This window comes from Rhizobium sp. 01T417 (assembly GCF_056398905.1).
Window position 1 is genome coordinate 18789 of sequence record NZ_JBFTQH010000006.1, and the last position, 19438, is coordinate 38226.

Annotated in this window: 19 protein-coding genes; 12 read left to right on the top strand and 7 right to left on the bottom strand. The window is 59.1% G+C overall.

Annotation, left to right across the window (positions count from 1 at the left end; all coding sequences use genetic code 11):
- Positions 1-2 precede the first annotated feature (2 nt).
- The 3 genes from AC1DPR_RS08490 to AC1DPR_RS08500 are packed head-to-tail and all read right to left on the bottom strand — an operon-like array spanning position 3 to position 4078.
- The gene (locus AC1DPR_RS08490) at positions 3-1928 is read right to left on the bottom strand and encodes a polysaccharide biosynthesis protein (protein ID WP_477816091.1); all 1926 of its coding nucleotides are present in this window, start codon (positions 1926-1928) and stop codon (positions 3-5) included.
- A gap of 6 nt (positions 1929-1934) precedes the next feature.
- Positions 1935-3302: an O-antigen ligase family protein gene (locus AC1DPR_RS08495; RefSeq protein ID WP_477816092.1), complete on the bottom strand. Its 1368-nt coding sequence runs from the start codon at positions 3300-3302 to the stop codon at positions 1935-1937.
- Positions 3299-4078 (bottom strand): glycosyltransferase family 25 protein, encoded by a 780-nt coding sequence (locus AC1DPR_RS08500; RefSeq protein WP_477816093.1) that lies wholly within the window; start codon positions 4076-4078, stop codon positions 3299-3301. The genes AC1DPR_RS08495 and AC1DPR_RS08500 overlap by 4 nt, the downstream gene beginning before the upstream one ends.
- A 517-nt stretch (positions 4079-4595) precedes the next feature.
- Here AC1DPR_RS08500 and AC1DPR_RS08505 point away from each other — a divergent pair.
- The 3 genes from AC1DPR_RS08505 to AC1DPR_RS08515 all read left to right on the top strand — a co-directional run bounded on the left by AC1DPR_RS08505 (position 4596) and on the right by AC1DPR_RS08515 (position 6962).
- Positions 4596-5369: a DeoR/GlpR family DNA-binding transcription regulator gene (locus tag AC1DPR_RS08505; protein ID WP_025660595.1), complete on the top strand. Its 774-nt coding sequence runs from the start codon at positions 4596-4598 to the stop codon at positions 5367-5369.
- Positions 5370-5421: 52 nt separating this feature from the next.
- A complete protein-coding gene (locus AC1DPR_RS08510; RefSeq protein WP_112824032.1) occupies positions 5422-5880 on the top strand; it encodes a YbaK/EbsC family protein in 459 nt (152 codons plus the stop codon).
- A gap of 86 nt (positions 5881-5966) precedes the next feature.
- Positions 5967-6962, top strand: coding sequence for a Tim44 domain-containing protein (locus AC1DPR_RS08515; protein ID WP_477816094.1), 996 nt, complete (start codon positions 5967-5969; stop codon positions 6960-6962).
- A gap of 12 nt (positions 6963-6974) precedes the next feature.
- Here AC1DPR_RS08515 and AC1DPR_RS08520 read toward each other — a convergent pair whose 3' ends face one another.
- Complete coding sequence (locus AC1DPR_RS08520; protein WP_026371908.1) at positions 6975-7640, bottom strand: J domain-containing protein; 666 nt, start codon at positions 7638-7640, stop codon at positions 6975-6977.
- 383 nt (positions 7641-8023) lie between these two features.
- Between AC1DPR_RS08520 and panC the strand changes: the two genes are divergently transcribed.
- Both panC and panB read left to right on the top strand, forming a co-directional pair.
- Positions 8024-8899 (top strand): pantoate--beta-alanine ligase, encoded by an 876-nt coding sequence (gene panC, locus AC1DPR_RS08525; protein ID WP_477816095.1) that lies wholly within the window; start codon positions 8024-8026, stop codon positions 8897-8899.
- Positions 8899-9720 carry a 3-methyl-2-oxobutanoate hydroxymethyltransferase gene (gene panB, locus AC1DPR_RS08530; RefSeq protein WP_169680590.1) on the top strand — a complete coding sequence of 274 codons (822 nt, stop codon included), beginning with the start codon at positions 8899-8901 and terminating at the stop codon, positions 9718-9720. The genes panC and panB overlap by 1 nt, the downstream gene beginning before the upstream one ends.
- Positions 9721-9805: 85 nt before the next feature.
- Here the strand turns inward: panB and AC1DPR_RS08535 are convergent, their stop codons facing one another.
- Together AC1DPR_RS08535 and AC1DPR_RS08540 are read right to left on the bottom strand one after the other, a co-directional pair.
- Complete coding sequence (locus tag AC1DPR_RS08535; protein WP_477816096.1) at positions 9806-11017, bottom strand: TIGR03862 family flavoprotein; 1212 nt, start codon at positions 11015-11017, stop codon at positions 9806-9808.
- A gap of 203 nt (positions 11018-11220) precedes the next feature.
- Positions 11221-11424 (bottom strand): DUF2735 domain-containing protein, encoded by a 204-nt coding sequence (locus tag AC1DPR_RS08540; RefSeq protein WP_192241026.1) that lies wholly within the window; start codon positions 11422-11424, stop codon positions 11221-11223.
- Between the two features lie 493 nt (positions 11425-11917).
- Here AC1DPR_RS08540 and AC1DPR_RS08545 point away from each other — a divergent pair, with 493 nt between their 5' ends.
- From AC1DPR_RS08545 to AC1DPR_RS08570, 6 genes are all read left to right on the top strand, one after another.
- Positions 11918-12958: a glutamine synthetase beta-grasp domain-containing protein gene (locus AC1DPR_RS08545; protein WP_018858119.1), complete on the top strand. Its 1041-nt coding sequence runs from the start codon at positions 11918-11920 to the stop codon at positions 12956-12958.
- 232 nt (positions 12959-13190) lie between these two features.
- Positions 13191-15134, top strand: a complete 1944-nt coding sequence (locus AC1DPR_RS08550) for a BTAD domain-containing putative transcriptional regulator (RefSeq protein WP_477816097.1) — start codon at positions 13191-13193, stop codon at positions 15132-15134.
- Between the two features lie 125 nt (positions 15135-15259).
- Positions 15260-15391, top strand: coding sequence for a hypothetical protein (locus AC1DPR_RS08555; RefSeq protein ID WP_007795609.1), 132 nt, complete (start codon positions 15260-15262; stop codon positions 15389-15391).
- Between the two features lie 12 nt (positions 15392-15403).
- Positions 15404-16663: a YcaO-like family protein gene (locus tag AC1DPR_RS08560; protein WP_477816098.1), complete on the top strand. Its 1260-nt coding sequence runs from the start codon at positions 15404-15406 to the stop codon at positions 16661-16663.
- The gene (locus AC1DPR_RS08565; RefSeq protein WP_477816099.1) at positions 16660-17406 is read left to right on the top strand and encodes a TfuA-like protein; all 747 of its coding nucleotides are present in this window, start codon (positions 16660-16662) and stop codon (positions 17404-17406) included. The genes AC1DPR_RS08560 and AC1DPR_RS08565 overlap by 4 nt, the downstream gene beginning before the upstream one ends.
- Positions 17407-17471: 65 nt before the next feature.
- On the top strand, positions 17472-17741 hold the full coding sequence (locus AC1DPR_RS08570; protein ID WP_018858115.1) for a hypothetical protein: 270 nt from the start codon (positions 17472-17474) through the stop codon (positions 17739-17741).
- 23 nt (positions 17742-17764) lie between these two features.
- On the opposite strand, the gene AC1DPR_RS08575 is transcribed toward AC1DPR_RS08570, so the two are convergent.
- Entirely contained in the window at positions 17765-18160 is a 396-nt protein-coding gene (locus AC1DPR_RS08575) for a helix-turn-helix domain-containing protein (RefSeq protein WP_018858114.1), read from the bottom strand.
- A 368-nt stretch (positions 18161-18528) separates the two neighbouring features.
- Between AC1DPR_RS08575 and AC1DPR_RS08580 the strand changes: the two genes are divergently transcribed.
- Positions 18529-19431 (top strand): NrtR DNA-binding winged helix domain-containing protein, encoded by a 903-nt coding sequence (locus AC1DPR_RS08580; protein ID WP_192241029.1) that lies wholly within the window; start codon positions 18529-18531, stop codon positions 19429-19431.
- Positions 19432-19438: the final 7 nt, after the last annotated feature.

Genomic DNA, 19438 nt, shown 5'->3' on the forward strand with positions numbered 1-19438 from the left:
GATCAACTGGAGGCACCCTGCCGAACAGACACCAGATCGACCACTCCGTCGAACGGCTGAAAATCCTGCACAAGCTCGCTTAGAATGCGTCGCAGTGCCTCGACATCTCCTTCGTCTGCGGCGGAACTCAATTGCTGGAGTTTCGGCATCAGCATCTCCAATGCAATGAACCGCTCCCGTGCGCGCATGATCTTGGCATGTTCCGTCAGCTCGGGATTGTCACCAATCAACAACTCTTCGTAAAGCTTCTCTCCAGGCCGCAGGCCGGTCGTAACGATGCTGATGTCGCCCGACGGATTTCGTTCGTCTTTGACGACCAGGCCGGAAAGTTCGACCATGCGCCGAGCGAGATCGATGATCTTGACCGGCTCGCCCATGTCGAGGACGAAGACATCGCCTCCCTTGGCCATGGAGCCGGCCTGGATCACGAGTTCGGTCGCCTCAGGCACCGTCATGAAGAAGCGCGTGATCTCGGGATGCGTCAAGGTGATCGGGCCGCCCTGGCGAATTTGCTGGCGAAACAGCGGAACGACCGAACCGGAGGATCCGAGGACATTGCCGAACCGCACCATGGTGAGAACCGTCGAGGCGCCTTCGGCCGCCAACCCCTGAAGCGCCATTTCCGCGAGCCGCTTGGTGGCGCCCATGATATTGGTCGGCCTGACAGCCTTGTCCGTGCTGATCAGTATGAACCTTTCGGCGCCGGCATCGATGGCTGCCCGTGCAACCGTCACCGTGCCAAAAACGTTCGTTTTGACGCCTTCGACCGGATTTTTCTCGACAAGCGGGACATGCTTGTAGGCGGCAGCGTGATAGACCATGTTCGGCCGCCAGGTCTCCATGATCTTCTGGATACGATGTTCGTCGCAAACGCTGGCAAGCAGGGGAACGATCTGAAGCCCGCTATCCGGGTTGCTGCCGAGAAGTTCGTTCTCCAGGGCGTAGAGCCCGTATTCATTCTGGTCGAGAATCAATAAGAGAGCGGGCTTCAATCGAGCCAGTCCGCGGCAAAGCTCGCTGCCGATCGAGCCGGCCGCGCCCGTGACGAGCACCACTCGGCCGCGGATGTTCCGTTCCAGCAGCGTCTGGTCGGGCGCTACCGGCGTGCGGCCCAAAAGGTCCTCGATATCCAGTTCCTGCAGATCGGTGAATTCTGCCTGGCCGCCGGCCAGGGCGTTCAGATCGGGGATCGTGCGAACGGCAACGCGCGCGCCCCTGAGCTTCTCCAGGATTTCGTTGCGACGCGACCGGTCGATCTTGGGAAGTGCCAGAAGGATCGTGCGCACGTTCAGACGTGCGCTCAATTCGACGATTTTTTCCGGATCGTAGACCGCCACGCCGCCAATGAGGCTGCCATGGAGGTTCCTGTCGTCGTCGAGATAGCCGACAACCTTCAAGTCGGCACTGCTGCTCAAGGCGCCGGCAACCTGCCGGCCACGGAAGCCGGCACCGTAGACGAGCATGTTTGTCTGCGTGCTCTGACGGAGGATCCGCTTGTAGGCTTCATGCAGGAAGTACCGCGCCGTAAAGCGAGAAAGGCCGATCGCGAGCAGCAGCAGCAAGGGTTGCATGATCCCCACGGTGCGAGGCACACCGGGGAAGCTGATCGCTGTAAACACGGCCATGAAGGCAAGGCCATAAATGGTCACGGCCTTCAGAACGGTAACGAAGGCCGACCAGCCAAGGAAGCGGAAGATTGCTCGATACAGGCCCATCGTGATGAAGATCGGCAGGGCAATTATGAGCGAAACGGGAATGGTCAGGAGCTGAATTCCGGTCAGCGCCACCCATTCGTTCAATCGAAAGCAGAAGGCGAGCCAGATGGTCAGGACGCAGAGGCAGGAATCGACCAGCAGCGCCAATACCCGCTTGGCGGGCCTCGGCAGATCGAGAATGTTTTGAACATACCTGTCGGAAAGCGCCCGCATCTTATCCTATCCCTGCACACACGCCGGGATTTCGTCGGACGGGCCGCTGATATCAGGAGCAACGCCACTTCGCTGACCCAAGCGCGAACGCAGCCTCATCGAACAGGCAAAACATGTGGCAGCAAACAGCAAGGAATAGGATTCGCCCATCGCAAGCCGGTTGTTCGAATTGCTCAGGATCGTGAAGCTAAAGTAAACCGCGAACGTCAGGTAGCAGGCAAAGGCACTCCTGCTGATCACGCCTACCGATGAAGCACGATAGACACGATAGATGCCTGAGACAACGATCAGCGCCAATATAGCGAGGCCGGCGATCCCATATCGAACCAGAATCTCCAGATAGCCATCATGCAACAACGTGTATGGAACGCTGGCATAGGGTGTTGTCCGCCAGATCGTAAGCCAGCCGTTTCCGCTGCCGAAAATCGGCGAGACGGCTATGACATTCAGCGCGTTGGTCCAAAGCTGCAACCGCTCATCCATCGACAGCGGGGTCTGTGGTGATTCGATTGCCTCCTTCATCACCCGCTCAAGCGGCGCGCCGCTATCCAATCGTTCCGCGATCATCACAGTGGCATTGAGCGTCGCGGCCCCGTAATGCGCGACGTTGTCACGAACCTCGTAGATGCCCCACGACAGAAGCAGGAGCCCACCGATCGCGGCGACCAGCACGGTCTTTTTCCTGAGGTAAAGGAGGGTCGTGACAGTCATCAGACCAACTGCAGGCAGCAGCGCCAGCCACACACCCTTGGACTTGGCGCCATAAATATTGAAAATCGCCAAGCCGATGACAGCCACGGCGATCGCCAGCACAATTGCCTTTGCCCGTGCGGAACTGCCAATCTCCCACTGATGCACCGCCCAGTAGAAGGCTCCGATGAAGATGAAGCCGCACCCGACGGCGCCGTGAATGGAATTATGATGGAAAGCGGGAGATATGTACTCGCCCGCCATGATCGCTGAAAACGGCGTCGAGACAGCAAGAAGGACGAGCGCACCGCAGAAGAAAGCCAACAAGATTGGCTTTATGAGATGCCAACTCGTCTGCAATGCCACGCCCATCGCGGGAAAGAAGATTGCGAAAGCGTAGAGCCATTCCGACGCGCCTTTCTCACCGGCTGAAATCAGGCCGAAGAGGAATCTCGACAAGGCGAAGACGCCCCAGCCAATGCAGACGATCGCAAGCCAGTCACTCAATACCGGGCGGAGAGGGGCCTTGCGAAGCGTGAAGGTCAAACCCATGATGAGGATGGCAGCATATCGATAGGCATCGCTTTCTATCAACGTCACTGACATCATGGCCAGCCATAAGATGCCGGTGGTGACATCGAGGGCTGACGACTTCATCAATTTGCGAAATACAGGTGCCGTCATGATAGTGCGTACCGAATTCGGCGTGCATACTCGATCACGCGAAGAAAATGCGTCGCGAGCTTGCGGGCGCCTCGCAGTTTTACGGCGCGGTATTGAGCCCGATCGGCAATCTGGCTCATAGCCGAGCGCTCGGACAACTCGACGATATTTTGTCGAACTGTGTAAATGCTGACGCCAGTCGTCCACCCGCGCTCGAGTGTCATATCATAGGGGAATTCGATATTGTCGGCGCTTTTAAGCAGCTTGCGGGCCCCTTCACGCGTGACCAGATAGCAAGCCGCAGACCCCTGCGGACCGTGCAGACAGCGCCCGACCGCGTCTCCATACTCAGAAACAGCCACTGTCCGGCACCACCTTGATCTGTGATTAAGCAACTTTACTACCTCGGCGGAAGGCACTGCTCGCAAGATTGCCTCTGCTCTATTGGTAAAATCATGACGCAATTCGACGTCATCTTCCATGATGATGGCGTTTTCGTAGTCGCTGGAAAGAAAGGCTTCCAGGGCTCTGATATGAGCGCGATAGCAACCATATTCGCCGGGCAGCATCGCCCGGCCATTCCGGCGCAGGAACGCCTTCTCGTTGAACCCTGATCTTTGCGTCGATGGGATCACCCTTCCATCGACGCCGGGAACTCTGTTGATTTCCATGCCAGCAAGAGTTGCTTGCGACGAAACGTCCGCCCATCGCTTTGACGAACTGTCCAGATTGATCACATACGCGCCGGTCAAACCTTGCAAACGCCCCATTCCCGTCAATGTGTTCAGTTTCAGCATCTGATCCGCGTCATTTGTGGCACTTCCCTGGCTCTGCGTCGCTCCTGCCTCGAAGAGGCTGCGGATGCCACAAGCAATCGGCCGCCTTGGCCGGCTTTAATGAATAGTATTTCCGTCGATCCTTATCTACAACACCTTCTACGTGTGCATCCACAATTGCGACGATGATCATGCCGCGTGACCGAGGCCAACGCGACAAATCACGTCCTGCTGTGGTGAACCACGCGAAATCCAGCGCAGGGCCTCCTATCTTCAACATGGCCGGTCTTTGCAAGCCAAATGTGGAACCAGTGCATCAGTTTTCGACGATTGCTGTCCCGCTCCCGAGCTTTGCCTTAACCCCAATGCGTTGGTTGGCTGCTGTCGAAAGAGGCGGCAGCCGCGAAAAGTCGCGATCGAAATCGAAACTCCCTGCACAGACATCCTGTTGCTGCCAGATCGCCCCTTGCGTGCGCTTGTGCCTCTGCTAAGCCTTCTCAGGCTGCAAAACGAAACGCAAGTGAAAGAGACAGGGCTCATGTTCCTGAGCGATCGCCAAACGGAAATAGTCGGAATGGCCAAATCGAACGGCCGCGTTTTCGTCGAGGATCTGGCTGCCCATTTCTCCGTCACGCCGCAGACGATCCGCAAGGATCTGAACGACCTCTGCGATGCACAGATCTTGACGCGTGTTCATGGTGGAGCGACCTTCCCGAGTGGTACGGAGAACGTGAAATACGAGGCGAGACGCCAGATCGCGGCCACGGAGAAACAGGCAATCGGCGTTGCAGCAGCCGGTCTCATTCCCAATAACGCCTCGCTTTTCATCAATATCGGCACGACAACCGAGGCGGTCGGGGATGCGTTGACGAACCATCACGAACTGATGGTCATCACCAACAACATCAACGTTGCCAACAGACTGCGACTGTTCCCGACGATCGAGGTCGTCATCGCTGGCGGCGTGGTGCGTGGCTCCGATGGCGGTATTGTGGGGGAGGCAGCCGTCGATTTCATCAGGCAGTTCAAGGTGGACTATGCGGTTATCGGCGCGTCTGCGATCGACGAGGATGGCGCACTGCTTGACTATGACTTTCGCGAAGTGAAAGTCGCGCAGGCAATCATCGCAAATGCGCGGCATGTCATCCTCGTTGCCGATTCAACAAAATTCGAGCGGACTGCGCCCGTCCGCATTGCGCAACTTCCCCAGGTGCATACGTTCATCACCGATCGGTGCATTGCGCCGTCGATCCGCCGCCTCTGTCAGGAAAACAGCGTGAAGTTGATCGAGACCGGATCAGCGGATGCATAGACACTGGTAATTTGGGGTTCATTTCATCCAGGTCCTACGCTAGCGTTTGCCCATGAGTCTAGAAACCGTTCGCGCGTTCTTCCGCGCATATGCTCCCGACGTCGAGATCATCGAAACCGCCGAAAGTTCCTCGACGGTGGCGCTGGCTGCAGAGGCGCATGGGGTCGATCCCGCCCAGATAGCCAAGACGATCTGCCTGCGTGTCGGTGAGAAAACGATGCTTGTCGTTGCCGGCGGGCTTGCGCGGCTCGACAACAGGAAGTTCAAGGATACCTTCGGGGGCAAGGGCCGGATGCTTGGGCCAGACGAGGTCGTGGAGGTTACCGGCCATCCCGTGGGGGGTGTCTGCCCCTTCGGTTTACAAACGATTATGCCGATTTATTGCGACGTCTCGCTTAGGCAATTTGACGAGGTGGTACCGGCAGCCGGCTCCACCAATTCAGCTGTACGCATATCGACCGAACGCTTGGCCGAACTCACCAAGGCAACCTGGGTCGATGTCTGCCAATGAAGATCGTCCCCTAAGGCTTCAAACCCGCGGGGCAATCCCTATATAAGCTCCCGACATGCATCATTTGTCATGACAGGAGAGATTGGATGCCGAGTGCCGTTTCGCGTTTTGCCAAGATTGCGGCGATTGCCGCTCTGACAGGCGCTACCGTGTTTGCCTCGATCGGCGAGGCTGATGCGCGCCGGGCTGGCGGCTTCGGATTCGGCAGCCGTGGTACACGGACCTTCCAGGCGCCGCCCGTTACCCGCACGGCGCCTTCGCCTGCCGCGCCGATTGAGCGTTCGATGACGCCTCGCCCGCAGACCAACGCGCCGTATGCCGGCCAGCAACCGCTCGGCGCGCAGAGGCCCGGCTTCTTCAACGGCTTCGGACGGTCGATGATCGGCGGCCTCATCGCTGGCGGTCTTCTTGGCATGTTGCTCGGCCACGGTTTTGGTGGCGGCTTCGGCTTCCTCGGCATGTTGCTGCAAATCGCTCTGATTGCGATTGCGATTTCCTTTGCCATGCGCTTCTTCGCCAATCGCCGCCAACCGGCCTACGGCGGTCCTGGTCGCGCAACGGCTAGCAATATGACTCCAGCCGGCAACGGGTCGTTTCAGATCCCGTCGATTGGATCGGGGCTAGGCTATCAACAGCCACAGGCAAGCGCGAAACCAAATGACGAGCTCGGGTTGAGTCCGCGCGATCTTGATCGCTTCGAGCAACTGCTGACGGAGGTGCAGACCGCTTATGGTGCCGAAGACTACGGCACATTGCGTCGTCTGACGACACCGGAGGCCATGTCCTACCTGGCCGAGGAGCTGGGGGAGAATGCGACGAACGGCGTGCGCAACGAAGTCTCCAACGTCAAGCTGCTGCAGGGCGATATCGCCGAAGCCTGGCGGGATGATGGCGCGGACTACGCGACGCTCGCGATGCGCTATTCGTCTATTGACGCGCTTGTCGAGCGGGCAAATGGCAAGCTCGTCAGTGGGGACAACAGTCGGCCTACGGAAACAACGGAAGTCTGGACCTTCGTCCGCAAAGGGGCGGACGAGTGGAAGCTTGCCGCGATCCAGGGCACGGAGCAGCGCGCCGCGTAACCTCGCGGCGCATCAACCTTCCTGGGCAGTCGGGACGACCCAAAGCGGGCGATCGTCGCGCTTGCCTCGCAGGGCCGGCGCCGACTGGTCCTCCACGGCAAGGCCCTCTTCGCCTTCCTGAACGTCTACTTCATAGGTATAGTCGTAAAGCATTTCACAGGCGCGCTCATTGGCCTTGATCTTCGCCTCGGTCTCGCCGATTGCAGTCGAAATCGCCTTGATCCGTGCGCGCAACATGGAACCGAGGATGTCGGTCGCCGGTCGCTTCTCTAGCCGTTCCAGGTGATGCTCGATGCGTGAGGCGTGGCGCTCGAGTTCTCTTTTGCTGAAACGCGCCTTGCGCATTTCCTCAGAAAGGTCGGACCGCATGCGGGCGAGGGGATCGAACGTGCCTGGCTCGCGTTCGTCCAAGGTCAGTTGATTGACGAGCTTTTCGATGACGATAAGTGCCTGCAGATCGACGGGATCGGCCAGTTCGACATCGTAGCCGGTGTCATCGAAGACCTTTCTGCGAACTGGATCCAATAGAAGCTCGTAGGCCTTCTGGACGCGGCTGAAAGCCTCCGGGTCGCCACCAGAGTCCGGATGCGTCGCCTTTGCGCGACGCCGATAAGCAGCCTTCACCTGTTCGTCGGTCGCGTCTCGCCGGACCCCAAGAATCTCATAAGGATTGGTCACCATCCCTCCGTCGCTGTTCGGACATTGCCGTGACACCCATGAAGGGCATTCGTCCATCGAGGCCTTCTTCTACCATCACTGGGGCGGAGTTTGGACAAAAAGAATAAACAAAATCCCCTGATTCAATGCAGGCATGACACGGTTATCGGACGCGCGATTGCGGTTGATGGAGATCCACCGCCCCACTCACCCGTTCAGCACCCTGGCCCTTTGAGCATGCCAGGCGCGTCATCGCGCTCCCACCGAAAATAACCCATGCCCAGTCTGCTGCTTAATCGATATAATCCCGCGGCCCGCGTTGACGCATTTCGTCAAATCGAGTTCTATCCGCCACCATTTGTCCGGCCCCTCCTGGAGGTCCCGGAGAATTCGGAGGAGGTTTCATGCGCACTATCCGCAAGATCGCAGAATTGCGCGATCAGCTTGGTGCCTATCGGCGCGACGGCAAGACGATCGGCTTTGTGCCGACGATGGGTTTCCTGCACGTCGGACACATGGAGTTGGTCAGGCGCGCGCGCGCCGAAAACGAGGCGAGCGTTGTATCCATCTTCGTCAATCCGCTGCAGTTCGGGGCCAATGAGGATCTCGCCAAATATCCGCGTGACCTGACGCGCGACAGCGCGATGCTCGAGGCCGCCGGCGTCGATATACTGTTTGCACCTGATGTCAGCGAAATGTACCCGGAGCCGATGCTGACGGTCGTCGATGTGCCGGCACTTGGAAACCAACTGGAAGGGGAGGTCCGCCCCGGACATTTCGCGGGTGTCGCGACCGTTGTGACGAAGCTCTTCAACCTCGTGCAGCCGGATCGTGCCTATTTCGGCGAGAAGGATTACCAGCAGGTGGCGCTCATCAAGCGGATGGTCAAGGATCTCGCCCAGCCGGTTCGTGTCGTTGCCGTGCCGACCGTACGGGAGACCGACGGCCTGGCTTGCTCGTCGCGCAACGTCTATCTCAGCGAGCGTGAGCGGGCGGCGGCCATTGTCGTGCCGAATGCGCTGGCGCAAGCCGAGCGGCTCTATGCGAAGGGCTGCGATAGTCCCGAGGAGCTGGAGGCCGCGTTGAGGCAATTCATCGCGATGGAGCCGCTCGCCACGCCTGAAGTGGTCGCGGTGCGGCACCCGGAAACCCTGGAACGATTATCCTCGCTGCAATCGGCGCCTGCCCTTGTCGCGCTTTTCGTGCGGGTCGGCACGACGAGGCTTCTCGACAACAAGATCATCGGGCTCAAATCGGTCAAGAATTCGAGGGCAGCGTAGTGAGCACCCATAGCAAGCAGAAGCGGCTGACGACAGCCTCGATTCGGGCGATGAAGGGCAAGGACCGTGTCGTCTGCCTGACGGCCTATACGACGCCGATCGCCCGCCTGCTCGATCCACACTGCGACCTTCTCCTGGTGGGCGATTCGCTTGGGATGGTCCTTTACGGCATGGAAACAACAGTTGGCGTGACGCTCGACATGATGGCTGCCCATGGCCGCGCCGTTATGCGCGGCGTATCGCGTGCCTGCGTCATCGTCGATCTGCCCTTCGGTAGTTACCAGGAATCAAAGGAACAAGCCTTTCGAAGCGCCGTCCGGCTGATGCAAGAGACCGGATGCGACGGCATCAAGCTGGAAGGCGGCGAAGAAATGGCGCAGACGATTGCGTTCCTGACAGCAAGAGGCGTTCCGGTCTTCGGTCACGTGGGGCTGATGCCCCAGCTCGTCAACACGGCCGGTGGCTTCCGGTCGCTCGGCCATTCCGATGAGGAGGCCGCAAAGATCAGGCGCGATGCACTGGCAGTCGCAGAAGCCGGTGCCTTCGCGGTCGTGGTCGAGGGAACCGTCGAGCCCGTTGCTCGTGACATCACGGCTTCCATTCCAGTGCCGACGATCGGCATCGGCGCATCCCCTGCCTGTGACGGGCAGGTACTCGTGTCAGACGATATGTTGGGGCTTTTCAACGACTTCAAACCGCGCTTCGTGAAACGCTACGCTGATTTGAGCCCTCTGGTGACTCAAGCCGTCGAAGCTTACGCCGAGGAGGTTCGCACCGGGCAGTTCCCCACCAAGGAACATACGTTCCAACGCAAGTCATAGTGTCTAGCCACCACCTGTGATCCCGTACGTCACGGGTGAGCGGCAAGGCCTCCGCCATAGGCGCTGGATCACGGATTGGGGGCGTTTAGCGTTCGCGGAGCCAGGTGTCGATCCCTCGCGCGGCGGCCCGGCCGGTGGCGAAGCATGCTGTTAGAAGATAGCCGCCTGTCGGGGCTTCCCAATCGATCATCTCACCGGCAACGAAAAGGCCGGGGAGTGCTTTCAGCATATAGTTCCGGTCAATCTCCCCCCACTCGACGCCACCTGCCGAGGAAATCGCCTCGGCGATCGGGCGCGTTCTTTGAACGGGGATAGGTAGGGCCTTGATCAGACGCGCCAGTCGATCGCGATCATTGAGGTCTGTGGCCCTTGCGAGCTCTCGCAGAAGCGCCACCTTCACGCCATCGAGGCCAACTGCCTTGCGGAGCCGGTTTGACAGGCTTGCTTTCGGATCTTGCTTTCCAAGCGCGTTGGCGATGCGATCCTGTGTGCGTGCCGGCAGCAAATCGACGTCAATCGTTGTGGTTTGGCCAGCCGCCAAGCTCTCTCTCAGCACGGCCGCGTGGGCGTAGACGAGGCTGCCCTCGATGCCATGCCGGGTTATCACGAATTCTCCCGGAATGGTGCCGACCCTGGAGGTTGCCGTGACGGATTTGACCGGCTCACCGGAAAAACGCTGCCGCAGGTGCTCGCTCCAATCGACATCGAAGCCGCAGTTGGCAGGCTGAAACTCATGGATGGCGATGGTCTTCTCTCTCAGCCAGGGCAGCCAGCATCCATCGGAGCCAAGCCGTGGCCAGCTCTTTCCGCCAAGTGCGAGCAGGGCTGCATCTGGTTTGACCACATATGCAGCCCCCCTTGCCTCGATGACATAGCCTCCATCCGAAAAACCTGTCCAGCGGTGCCGGGTGAGGATCTGAACCCCTTGCGCCTCAAGCCTTCGCAGCCAGGCGCGCAGGAGCGGCGAGGCTTTCATGGCCGTTGGAAATACCCGACCTGAAGATCCGACGAATGTTTCGGTGCCGAGCCCTGCGGCCCAGGCTCTCACATCCGACGGCTTGAAGCCGTCCAGTGCTTGGCGGAGGCGGGCATTCGACGTGCCGAAGCGTGACGCAAAGCGATCGTAGTCCTCGGAGTGGGTGATGTTTAGCCCGGACTTGCCGGCGAGGAGAAACTTCCGCGCAACGGTCGGCATCGCTTCATAGACTGTGACGGTGTGCCCGGCCGATGACAGGCTTTCAGCGGCCATCAGGCCTGCCGGCCCGCCGCCGAGGATCGCGATTTGCTTCTTGACCATGAAATGTTGCCCAGGCTCGATCTGCAAACTCTCTCATGGCCCGCGCGAGCGCCGTGTGCAAGAGCGCTGCGATGGGTATGGGACGCTCCAGCACATCCTGTGCATTTAGATGGGGCTATGTTCTGCAGAATGCGCGCCTGCGGACAGTTAGGCACGCCGCCTTAAGCGCCGTTGTAACATGGCTGGCATCGTTTGGGCGAAGATCAATCCACGATGCGGGGCGTGAATTTCGGCTTTGCAGGTGTCTCGGCTTTCTTCATTGCCTCTTCGTGATACCAGCAACTTTCGTAAACGGATGGAGCCATCCCCTGTTCAATATCAACCGCTTGACGTGTTTCGCCTGCGCCAAAGCGCTTCTGTGGAAATGCGTAGATCGTTGCAGTCTCGTGATGCACACCAACGGCCATTTTGTGCCTCCTTGTTCACCTGCCTCCGAAGACGTCGACGCGACGATAACACATGTGCACAGGATTTGCGCGATATGATGGAAAAAAGTGCAATATTTGTTGGAATAATGAGCATCCAAATTTGCTGCGCTTTGTATCAGAATCCTTTAAAGTACAAAATATAAGCAAACGCATAAAAAGTAATCATTATAGGATGGGTGCGAAAAAAATGTTGCACTTGAAGGCGCCCCGCCATCGGTGCTTCTCGACCGATGCGCCAACCGTTTCCCTGGCGACTAAATGATTGAGTCCGCTATCAGTTCCACGCCCACGATCACGGCCAACCAGCCTGTAGCCCTTCGATCGACCGGCGAGCTTTGAACAGTTCGCGATGCCGTTCAAACCAAACTGGCACGCGACGTGCATATCATTTGGCAGCCCTTCGCGGCCTGGTCGCTTCAACGGTCGGTTCGCGTGAGGTTTTGCTCACGATTTATGTTTGAGAGACTCGCAAATGACCAAGTATAAGCTCGAGTACATCTGGCTCGATGGGTACACCCCGGTACCAAATCTCCGCGGCAAGACGCAGATCAAGGAATTCGACGCTTTCCCGACGCTCGAGCAACTTCCGCTCTGGGGCTTCGATGGTTCTTCCACGATGCAGGCCGAAGGCCGCAGCTCTGACTGCGTGCTGAAGCCGGTCGCGATCTATCCGGACCCGGCGCGCACCAACGGCGTTCTCGTCATGTGCGAAGTCATGATGCCCGATGGCGTCACACCGCATCCGTCCAACAGCCGCGCCACCATCCTCGACGACGAAGACGCATGGTTCGGTTTCGAACAGGAATATTTCTTCTACGAGAACGGTCGTCCGCTCGGCTTCCCGGAAACCGGCTATCCGGCTCCGCAGGGTCCGTACTACACCGGCGTTGGCTACTCGAACGTGGGTTCGATCGCTCGCGAAATCGTCGAGGAGCACCTTGATCTGTGCCTCGCAGCTGGCATCAACCACGAAGGCATCAACGCCGAAGTGGCGAAGGGTCAGTGGGAGTTCCAGGTATTCGGCAAGGGCTCAAAGAAGGCTGCCGACCAGATCTGGATGGCACGCTATCTGCTGCAGCGCCTGACGGAAAAGTACGGCATCGACATCGAGTATCACTGCAAGCCGCTCGGCGATACAGACTGGAACGGCTCGGGCATGCACTGCAACTTCTCGACCAAGTTCATGCGCGAAGTCGGCGGCAAGGCTTATTTCGAAGCGCTGATGGCGCAATTCGAAGCGAACCTGATGGACCACATCAACGTCTATGGCCCTGATAACGACAAGCGCCTGACCGGCAAGCATGAGACGGCTCCGTGGAACAAGTTCTCCTACGGTGTTGCTGACCGTGGCGCCTCGATCCGCGTCCCGCATTCCTTCGTCAAGAATGGCTATCGCGGTTATCTGGAAGATCGTCGTCCGAACTCTCAGGGTTGCCCCTACCAGATCGCTTCGCAGGTTCTGAAGACGATCTCGGAAGTTCCGACTGCCGGTTTTGCTTCGGCCGCGGCCTAAGCCAGCAATCTTGCGTTAGATTTGGTGGCGCCGGTCGACTGATCGGCGCCATTTCCTTGACTGGCGGCCCGCTGACACCGAATTTGCAGCGGAAGCGCCCTCGCAGGCGCCGCTGCGACCCATCCACCAAAATCACCCGGTGGTTGAAAAGTCCAGCCGGACAAGCATAATCCTTTTGCGTTGTCGGTGTTTGGTCCTATACTCTTGGCGGATCCTCCAATCGCGAGTTGCCGTGACAGGGAAACACAGCCACTTCCTCCGCTTGCTCGGAACGCCTGCGCTTTTTGCAGAGGGGCACGAGATTGCATTGCCGGAGAAGGCCTACGCGTTGCTTGCCCTCCTGTTGAGCGCGCCGCAATATTCCATGGACCGCGAGATCCTGCGCGGCATACTCTGGCAATCGGATCAATCCAAACAGCGTGCCGGCAGCTTGCGCCAGCTACTTGCGCGTGTCGATCGCAGCATTCCTGATGACATGCCACGCCTTGTCAAGACGACTAACAGCCATGTCTCGTTCAACGACGAGGGATGGATTGCTGACGTCCTGGTCTTGACCAATACGGCCGCGCCGTTGCCACGTCCTGCGTGGGATTTGCTTGGCGGCGATCTCCTCGAGGGGTTCAAGGCGCCGACGATTGAAGCGGAAGAGCGCATCGGTGTGGAGCGACAGCGCATCGCGGACCGTCGCGAAGCCCATATCATTTCACTGCTTGAAACGCCGGAAAAGCGAACCTCTGACGATGTCCTCTTCCTCGCGGGTCTGCTCGTCGAGGCCGACCCTGCGAACGAGGTCGCTTGCCGTGCGCTGATGAAAAGGCACGTTGACGCGGAAGATCTTGCAGCCGCGCGTCAGGCTTATTTTCGCTGCCGTAGCGAGCTGAAAACCGAATATGGTGCGGAACCGGATGGCGTGACGCAGGCCCTCGCGCAGGAACTCGGCATCATCGCTCCAGCAATGCTTGCCAGTTCGCCCATGACTGTGCCCGCGAACGCGCCCGCCGACCCGGTCGGGCAGCCGCGTGTCCTCATTTTGCCGCCGGATTCGATTTTGTCTGACCCGATGCTGCAGCGTGTGGGGCGAGCCTTGCTGGAGGAGGTAACGATCGGGCTGAGCCAGCAACGTGGCTTCAAGGTTATTGCCGCCCATACCAGTCTGGAAATCGTCAATCGCAATCTTGCGGGCATTGCTGCTCCGCCGCCGCCTGAACTGCGCTTTGACTATACGGTCTATGTCACCATCCATGGCCGTGATGACGACATTTATGCGACCTGCCGATTGACGAAGACCTCAACGGCCGAGGTGCTGTGGGCAATCGATCTGCCGCTCGCCATGCAGAAGGTCAATCACTCCTTCGGGCAGCTTGCGCGGCGTATCGTGATGACGCTTGCCGACACGATCGAGCGCCGCGAGCTCCTGGACATGACGCACGACGTCAACCCGTCGGCGTATCGGTTGTACCTTGAAGGAAAGCGTCTCGTTTCGAAGACGGATCTGCAGCATCTGCGGCAGGCGCGCAAATGGTTCAAATCGGCGCTGGCCCGCCACGACAGATTCTCATCCGCGCACGCCGGAATGGCGCGCGTACTCGGCATGGAGTGGCTGGTGCGCGGGATGAAGGACACGCAATTACTGGAGGACGCCGACCGGTCCGCCTGGCTTGCGCGCGACACCGACCCCAATAGCGGCCGGGCGATGCGTGAGTTGGGCTTTGTCGCTCTTTACCGTCGCCGCTTCAGCGACAGCCTCGATTTCTTCGCGGAAGCGCAGATGCTCAACCCGAATGACGCCGATATCCTCGCCGACCACGCGGATGCGCTTTTGCATGATGGACAGAGTGACAGGGCACTGGAGCTGAGCCTGGCGGCGATCAAGCTCAATCCGCTGCCTCCGGATTACTACTACTGGAACCTCGGTGGCATTCACTTCGTCCAGGAAAATTACGCAAAGGCGATCGAGGTTCTCGATCGCGTCAAGGATCGTCCGGCGACCTCGCGCCTCTTGGCCGCAGCACATGCGAAGAACGGCGACGTCAGGACCGCGTCGCGTTATGCCGCCATTGTCCTCGAAAATTTCCCGGATTTCCGTACCGATGACGTCTGGCAATTCGTGCCGGATCGCAATCCGGAGGACACGCGTCAGCTGATCGACGGTCTTCGCATCGCCGGACTGTCCTGAAGCGCTACAACTTCGGCGTTTTCCCTCTTTTCTGATGAAAATCTCGGTCACGCCGAAATAACGCCCGTTGGTGCATCTTCTCTGTGTCCGCAGCGCAATGCTGTTTTCAAACAGGAGATGAAACAATGACGACGACACAGATCAAGCCCGTTGCAGTCCGTCTTTCGGCAGCCGCTCAGGCCGTCCTGAAGCAGGAAGCAGTGCAGCTCGACACGAACGCGACGGCAAATATCGTTCACGCCCTGAAGTTCCGTTGAGGATTGATGCGAATGTCTGTTCAGACCGCACTCGAGCGCCTGGCGCAAGATCTCAGCCTCTCATCGGCCGGCATCAACAGCTATCACGACCGCTCGTTGACGCCTGGGCAGACATTCGCGGCGATCAAGCCGCATTTCAAGGAACTCGGTATTACAAGGGTAGGTCTGCTCACCGCGCTGGATCTCCTCGAGATCCCCGTTGCCTTTGCCACGCGACCGAACAGCTATACGCTTTCCGTCTTCCAGGGAAAGGGCATCGACGAGGAGGCGGCAATGACCTCGGCTGCGATGGAGGCGGTGGAGACGCGTGTTGCCGAGAGCCAGCCAAGCGACCTTGTCATTGCGACTGTCGCCGGCATGAGGGCTGAGCATGCGCCGATGATCGACCTTGATTCGGTGGCCCGTTGTGTCCCTTCGGAGATTGGTTCCGAGCCGATCGCCTGGGGCGAGGGCCTCGATATCATGTCCAACCGTCCCGTCTTCGTTCCCTGGCCGCTCGTCGGCCTCGACCATCGGGGCACCCGGCCGTCCGGTTTTGAGCAGTCGAGCGACGGTCTCGCTTCCGGAAACCGGCCGGCGGAAGCCGTGCTTCACGGTCTTTGTGAACTGGTTGAACGCGACGCATGGGCGCTGACGCAGTTGCGTCCCTATGAACAGCTGCGCGGCGCGCGGATTGATCCGATCGCGTTCGGCGACCCTGTGCTCGATATCATTGTCGATCGCATCCGGCGCGCTGGAATGCGTCTGTTGCTGCTCGACATGACGACCGATATTGGCGTTCCGAGCTTTCTGGCAGTTATCATTCCCGGCAATCTCGGCGAGCGCGTGGATGCCCGCTGGACCCATGTTTGCGGGGGATGCGGATGCCATCCTGATCCTGTTCGCGCGGCGCTGCGAGCAATCACCGAGGCCGCACAGAGCCGACTGACGGCGATTGCCGGCAGTCGTGACGACTTTTCCCCGCGTGTCTATCAGAGGCTCGATGATGGTGGCCCGATGCAAGAGCTCATCAATCTCTGCGACGAAGCCCCGGTTACTCCGAAATTCTCTCTCGAAGCTCCGCAGCGCACCATGCAGGAGAACATCGGGCGCATTCTCGATCGCCTCAGGTCGAGGGGCATCGATCAGGTGGTGGCCGTGCCGCTTTCCCATCCGGGTCTGCCGGTCTCGGTCGTTCGTATGATCGTTCCTGGCCTTGAGGTGGATGTCAGCGGCGAATTCATTCAACTCGGATTGCGGGCCGTGAGCGCCATGCAGGGAGCGAAGCAATGAAGGTCATTTTTGGCGGTCCGAGTTTTGGCGCCGACATCGATAGGCTTCGGGTCGAGAATCCGTCGGTCCTCTTTCGTGGGCCGGCTGCACGCGGCGACATATTTCAGGCGGTGCGAGATGGAGCGCATGCGATCGGGATTGTTGACGGCTACTTCGGGGAAGTGCCTTCTGTGTGGCACAAGGAAATCCTCTATGGGCTGCAGCACAATGTCATCGTTGTCGGAGGTGCCAGCATGGGCGCGCTTCGCGCAGCCGAATGCGACGCGTTCGGGATGGTTGGGGTCGGCACGATCTACGAGGACTATGCCGAGGGCCGCCTGATCGATGACGAGGCCGTCGCGCTCGTGCATGCGCCGGAAGAGCTCGGCTGGTTGCCGCTTTCGGTTCCGTGGGTGGATTTTCAGCCGACGATCGACGGTCTGTATCGGCAGGGCGCACTTTCGCCTGCCGAGCACAAGATGCTGTTGCTCGCAGGCCGTTCGATCCATTTCTCAGAGCGTACTTATCCCAAGGTCGTCGAAGGCTGCACCCTTTCGGGTGACGGCCGTGCCAAGGAGATCCTGCGGCTGATTCGCGCCGGAAAGGTCGAGCGCAAGCGTCAGGACGCCGAACTCGTCCTGCAATATCTGCTGGAGGTGAGGTTTGCTGCCCAGCCGCGTGACTGGGGCTTCGCCGCCACCTCGCATTGGGAGCTTTTGCGGGCGGAAGTCACAGGTGCTGTCACGCCTGTAACGCCCAAGTAACGCCGGACCTGAATGATGGATATCGCTGAAGCCCGGAAGGCTCATCATTGGAGAAGGCAGTGACAATGAACATTCTGACGCGGGACGAGGGAACGGGTAGCGAGTACGCGAGAATCTTCCGGTTGCTCTCGGCGGCAAAGGATGAGGCCCAGAAGCTCAAGCTGAACAATCTGATGCACTTGACCAACATGGCTCTTCTTCAGGTGGTCATCGACTGGGACGGGATTGACCCCGAACGGGAGCTCGACGTCAACCTCGAAAAGCTGATCGGCACCAAGACGCAGGTCGCAATGAAGGACGCCAGCGAGAATCTAGTGCTTCTCGACTGCCACTGACGGAGCGGGGTGACGTTGGGCCTTTACTCGCCGTCGTCCAGCTGTTCCATGCCGGCAATTGCCTGTACGAGCTTTACGATCTTCTTGCGAACATGCTCGTTCTTGATCGACAGGAAAGCGGCATTGAGCAGCACGCCGTCGCGGGAAACAACGAATTCCTCGCTGGGCGTTGGATTATCGTTAGCCGAGTTGGGGTTGACGTCCTCGAAGAAAGATCGGACGTCGACATCGAGGGCACCGGCAATTTCGACCAGCATGCTCGCGGAAACGCGGTTTGATCCCTTTTCATATTTTTGGATCTGCTGGAAGGTGACGCCGACCCGATCACCAAGTTCGGTCTGCGATACTTTACGCATCAGACGCTTTATGCGGATTGTCTTCCCGACGTGAACATCAACTGCATGGGGACCTTCCTTCATCGCTCTCTCCTTCCAACGCCGGTTGTTACGCGACTATTATGCCAGCAATCAACCTAACGGAGATAATTGAACGGATCAATTGCGTTGATGTGTTTTTTATCCCGCATAGAGAGCTTATGGGCAACATGTTGGATATTCGGCTTTCGCCCGATTTGCGAGGGGTTTAAATCGCAAATTTCCGTCACGGGGAGCAGCAACCACAGGTCGTGTGCTGCCGGCCGTTTTAAGTTGACGGATTCCTTCGCGTCGAGGCGCCGGCAATCCTGTGCATTGGCGAGCCTTTCCGCCTCCGAACTCCGGAGCGCTTTCGCGTCGCGATGTGGTATGCCACTGATAGATCAGTCGATACAGATGGATTCGTAGCTGCCGTGACGATCGGGTTTGCTCATGCCGAATTGATAGCCGTACTGGTTGCGGTGACCGGTGGCGAACCGCGTGTCATGACGATCCGATCCGGTGATGCACTGCCGTCCGGTCCGTTCGAAATGGGACATCGCACACTGCAAAGCGGTCTGCGTGAATGGGTTCAGGAACAGACGGGCCATCCGGTCGGCTACCTGGAGCAGCTCTATACCTTCGCCGACCGCGATCGAAACAACGAAATCCTGGGCGGTCGGACGATTTCGATCAGCTACCTCGGCCTCGTGCATGAGCAAGCGACGCCAGGCGGCGGCCGACCCGGCTGGCAGGGCTGGTATGGCTATTTTCCGTGGGAAGACTGGCGCACCGGGCGACCGGCGGTCCTCGACCACCTGGTCGACTGCCTTATGGCGTGGGCCGAGCGTGATCCGTCCCGTCGTGAGGATCGGATCCGCCGGGCAAATTTCGCCTTTGGGCTCGGCGAGGCCTCATGGAACGAGGATCTTGTATTGCAGCGTTACGAGCTCCTCTATGAAGCGGGCGTTGTGAACGAGTCGGGCTGTGCGGCCGAGACCAATCCGGGCCGGGCAATGTTCGCGGACCATCGGCGTATCCTTGCTACAGGCATTGCGAGATTGCGTGCGAAGATCAAATATCGCCCGGTCGTTTTCGAGCTGATGCCGGTGAGCTTTACGCTGCTGCAGCTGCAGCGCAGTGTCGAAGCGCTTGCCGGGCTGACGCTGCACAAGCAGAATTTCCGGCGGCTGATCGAGCAGCAGGAACTTGTCGAGGAAACCGGCGAGACGACGAGCGAAACGGGCGGACGCCCCGCAAAGCTTTTCCGTTATCGCCATGCTGTCCTGGAAGAACGCGCGCTCGCCGGATCAAAGCTGCCAATCTCCCGCAATTGACATATAC

Coding starts and splice junctions, on each gene's coding strand:
- AC1DPR_RS08490 (WP_477816091.1), bottom strand. CDS start 1,928: ATGCGGGCGCTTTCCGACAGGTATGTTCAAAACATTCTCGATCTGCCG.
- AC1DPR_RS08495 (WP_477816092.1), bottom strand. CDS start 3,302: ATGACGGCACCTGTATTTCGCAAATTGATGAAGTCGTCAGCCCTCGAT.
- AC1DPR_RS08500 (WP_477816093.1), bottom strand. CDS start 4,078: ATGCTGAAACTGAACACATTGACGGGAATGGGGCGTTTGCAAGGTTTG.
- AC1DPR_RS08505 (WP_025660595.1), top strand. CDS start 4,596: ATGTTCCTGAGCGATCGCCAAACGGAAATAGTCGGAATGGCCAAATCG.
- AC1DPR_RS08510 (WP_112824032.1), top strand. CDS start 5,422: ATGAGTCTAGAAACCGTTCGCGCGTTCTTCCGCGCATATGCTCCCGAC.
- AC1DPR_RS08515 (WP_477816094.1), top strand. CDS start 5,967: ATGCCGAGTGCCGTTTCGCGTTTTGCCAAGATTGCGGCGATTGCCGCT.
- panC (WP_477816095.1), top strand. CDS start 8,024: ATGCGCACTATCCGCAAGATCGCAGAATTGCGCGATCAGCTTGGTGCC.
- AC1DPR_RS08535 (WP_477816096.1), bottom strand. CDS start 11,017: ATGGTCAAGAAGCAAATCGCGATCCTCGGCGGCGGGCCGGCAGGCCTG.
- AC1DPR_RS08540 (WP_192241026.1), bottom strand. CDS start 11,424: ATGGCCGTTGGTGTGCATCACGAGACTGCAACGATCTACGCATTTCCA.
- AC1DPR_RS08545 (WP_018858119.1), top strand. CDS start 11,918: ATGACCAAGTATAAGCTCGAGTACATCTGGCTCGATGGGTACACCCCG.
- AC1DPR_RS08555 (WP_007795609.1), top strand. CDS start 15,260: ATGACGACGACACAGATCAAGCCCGTTGCAGTCCGTCTTTCGGCAGCC.
- AC1DPR_RS08560 (WP_477816098.1), top strand. CDS start 15,404: ATGTCTGTTCAGACCGCACTCGAGCGCCTGGCGCAAGATCTCAGCCTC.
- AC1DPR_RS08565 (WP_477816099.1), top strand. CDS start 16,660: ATGAAGGTCATTTTTGGCGGTCCGAGTTTTGGCGCCGACATCGATAGG.
- AC1DPR_RS08570 (WP_018858115.1), top strand. CDS start 17,472: ATGAACATTCTGACGCGGGACGAGGGAACGGGTAGCGAGTACGCGAGA.
- AC1DPR_RS08575 (WP_018858114.1), bottom strand. CDS start 18,160: ATGAAGGAAGGTCCCCATGCAGTTGATGTTCACGTCGGGAAGACAATC.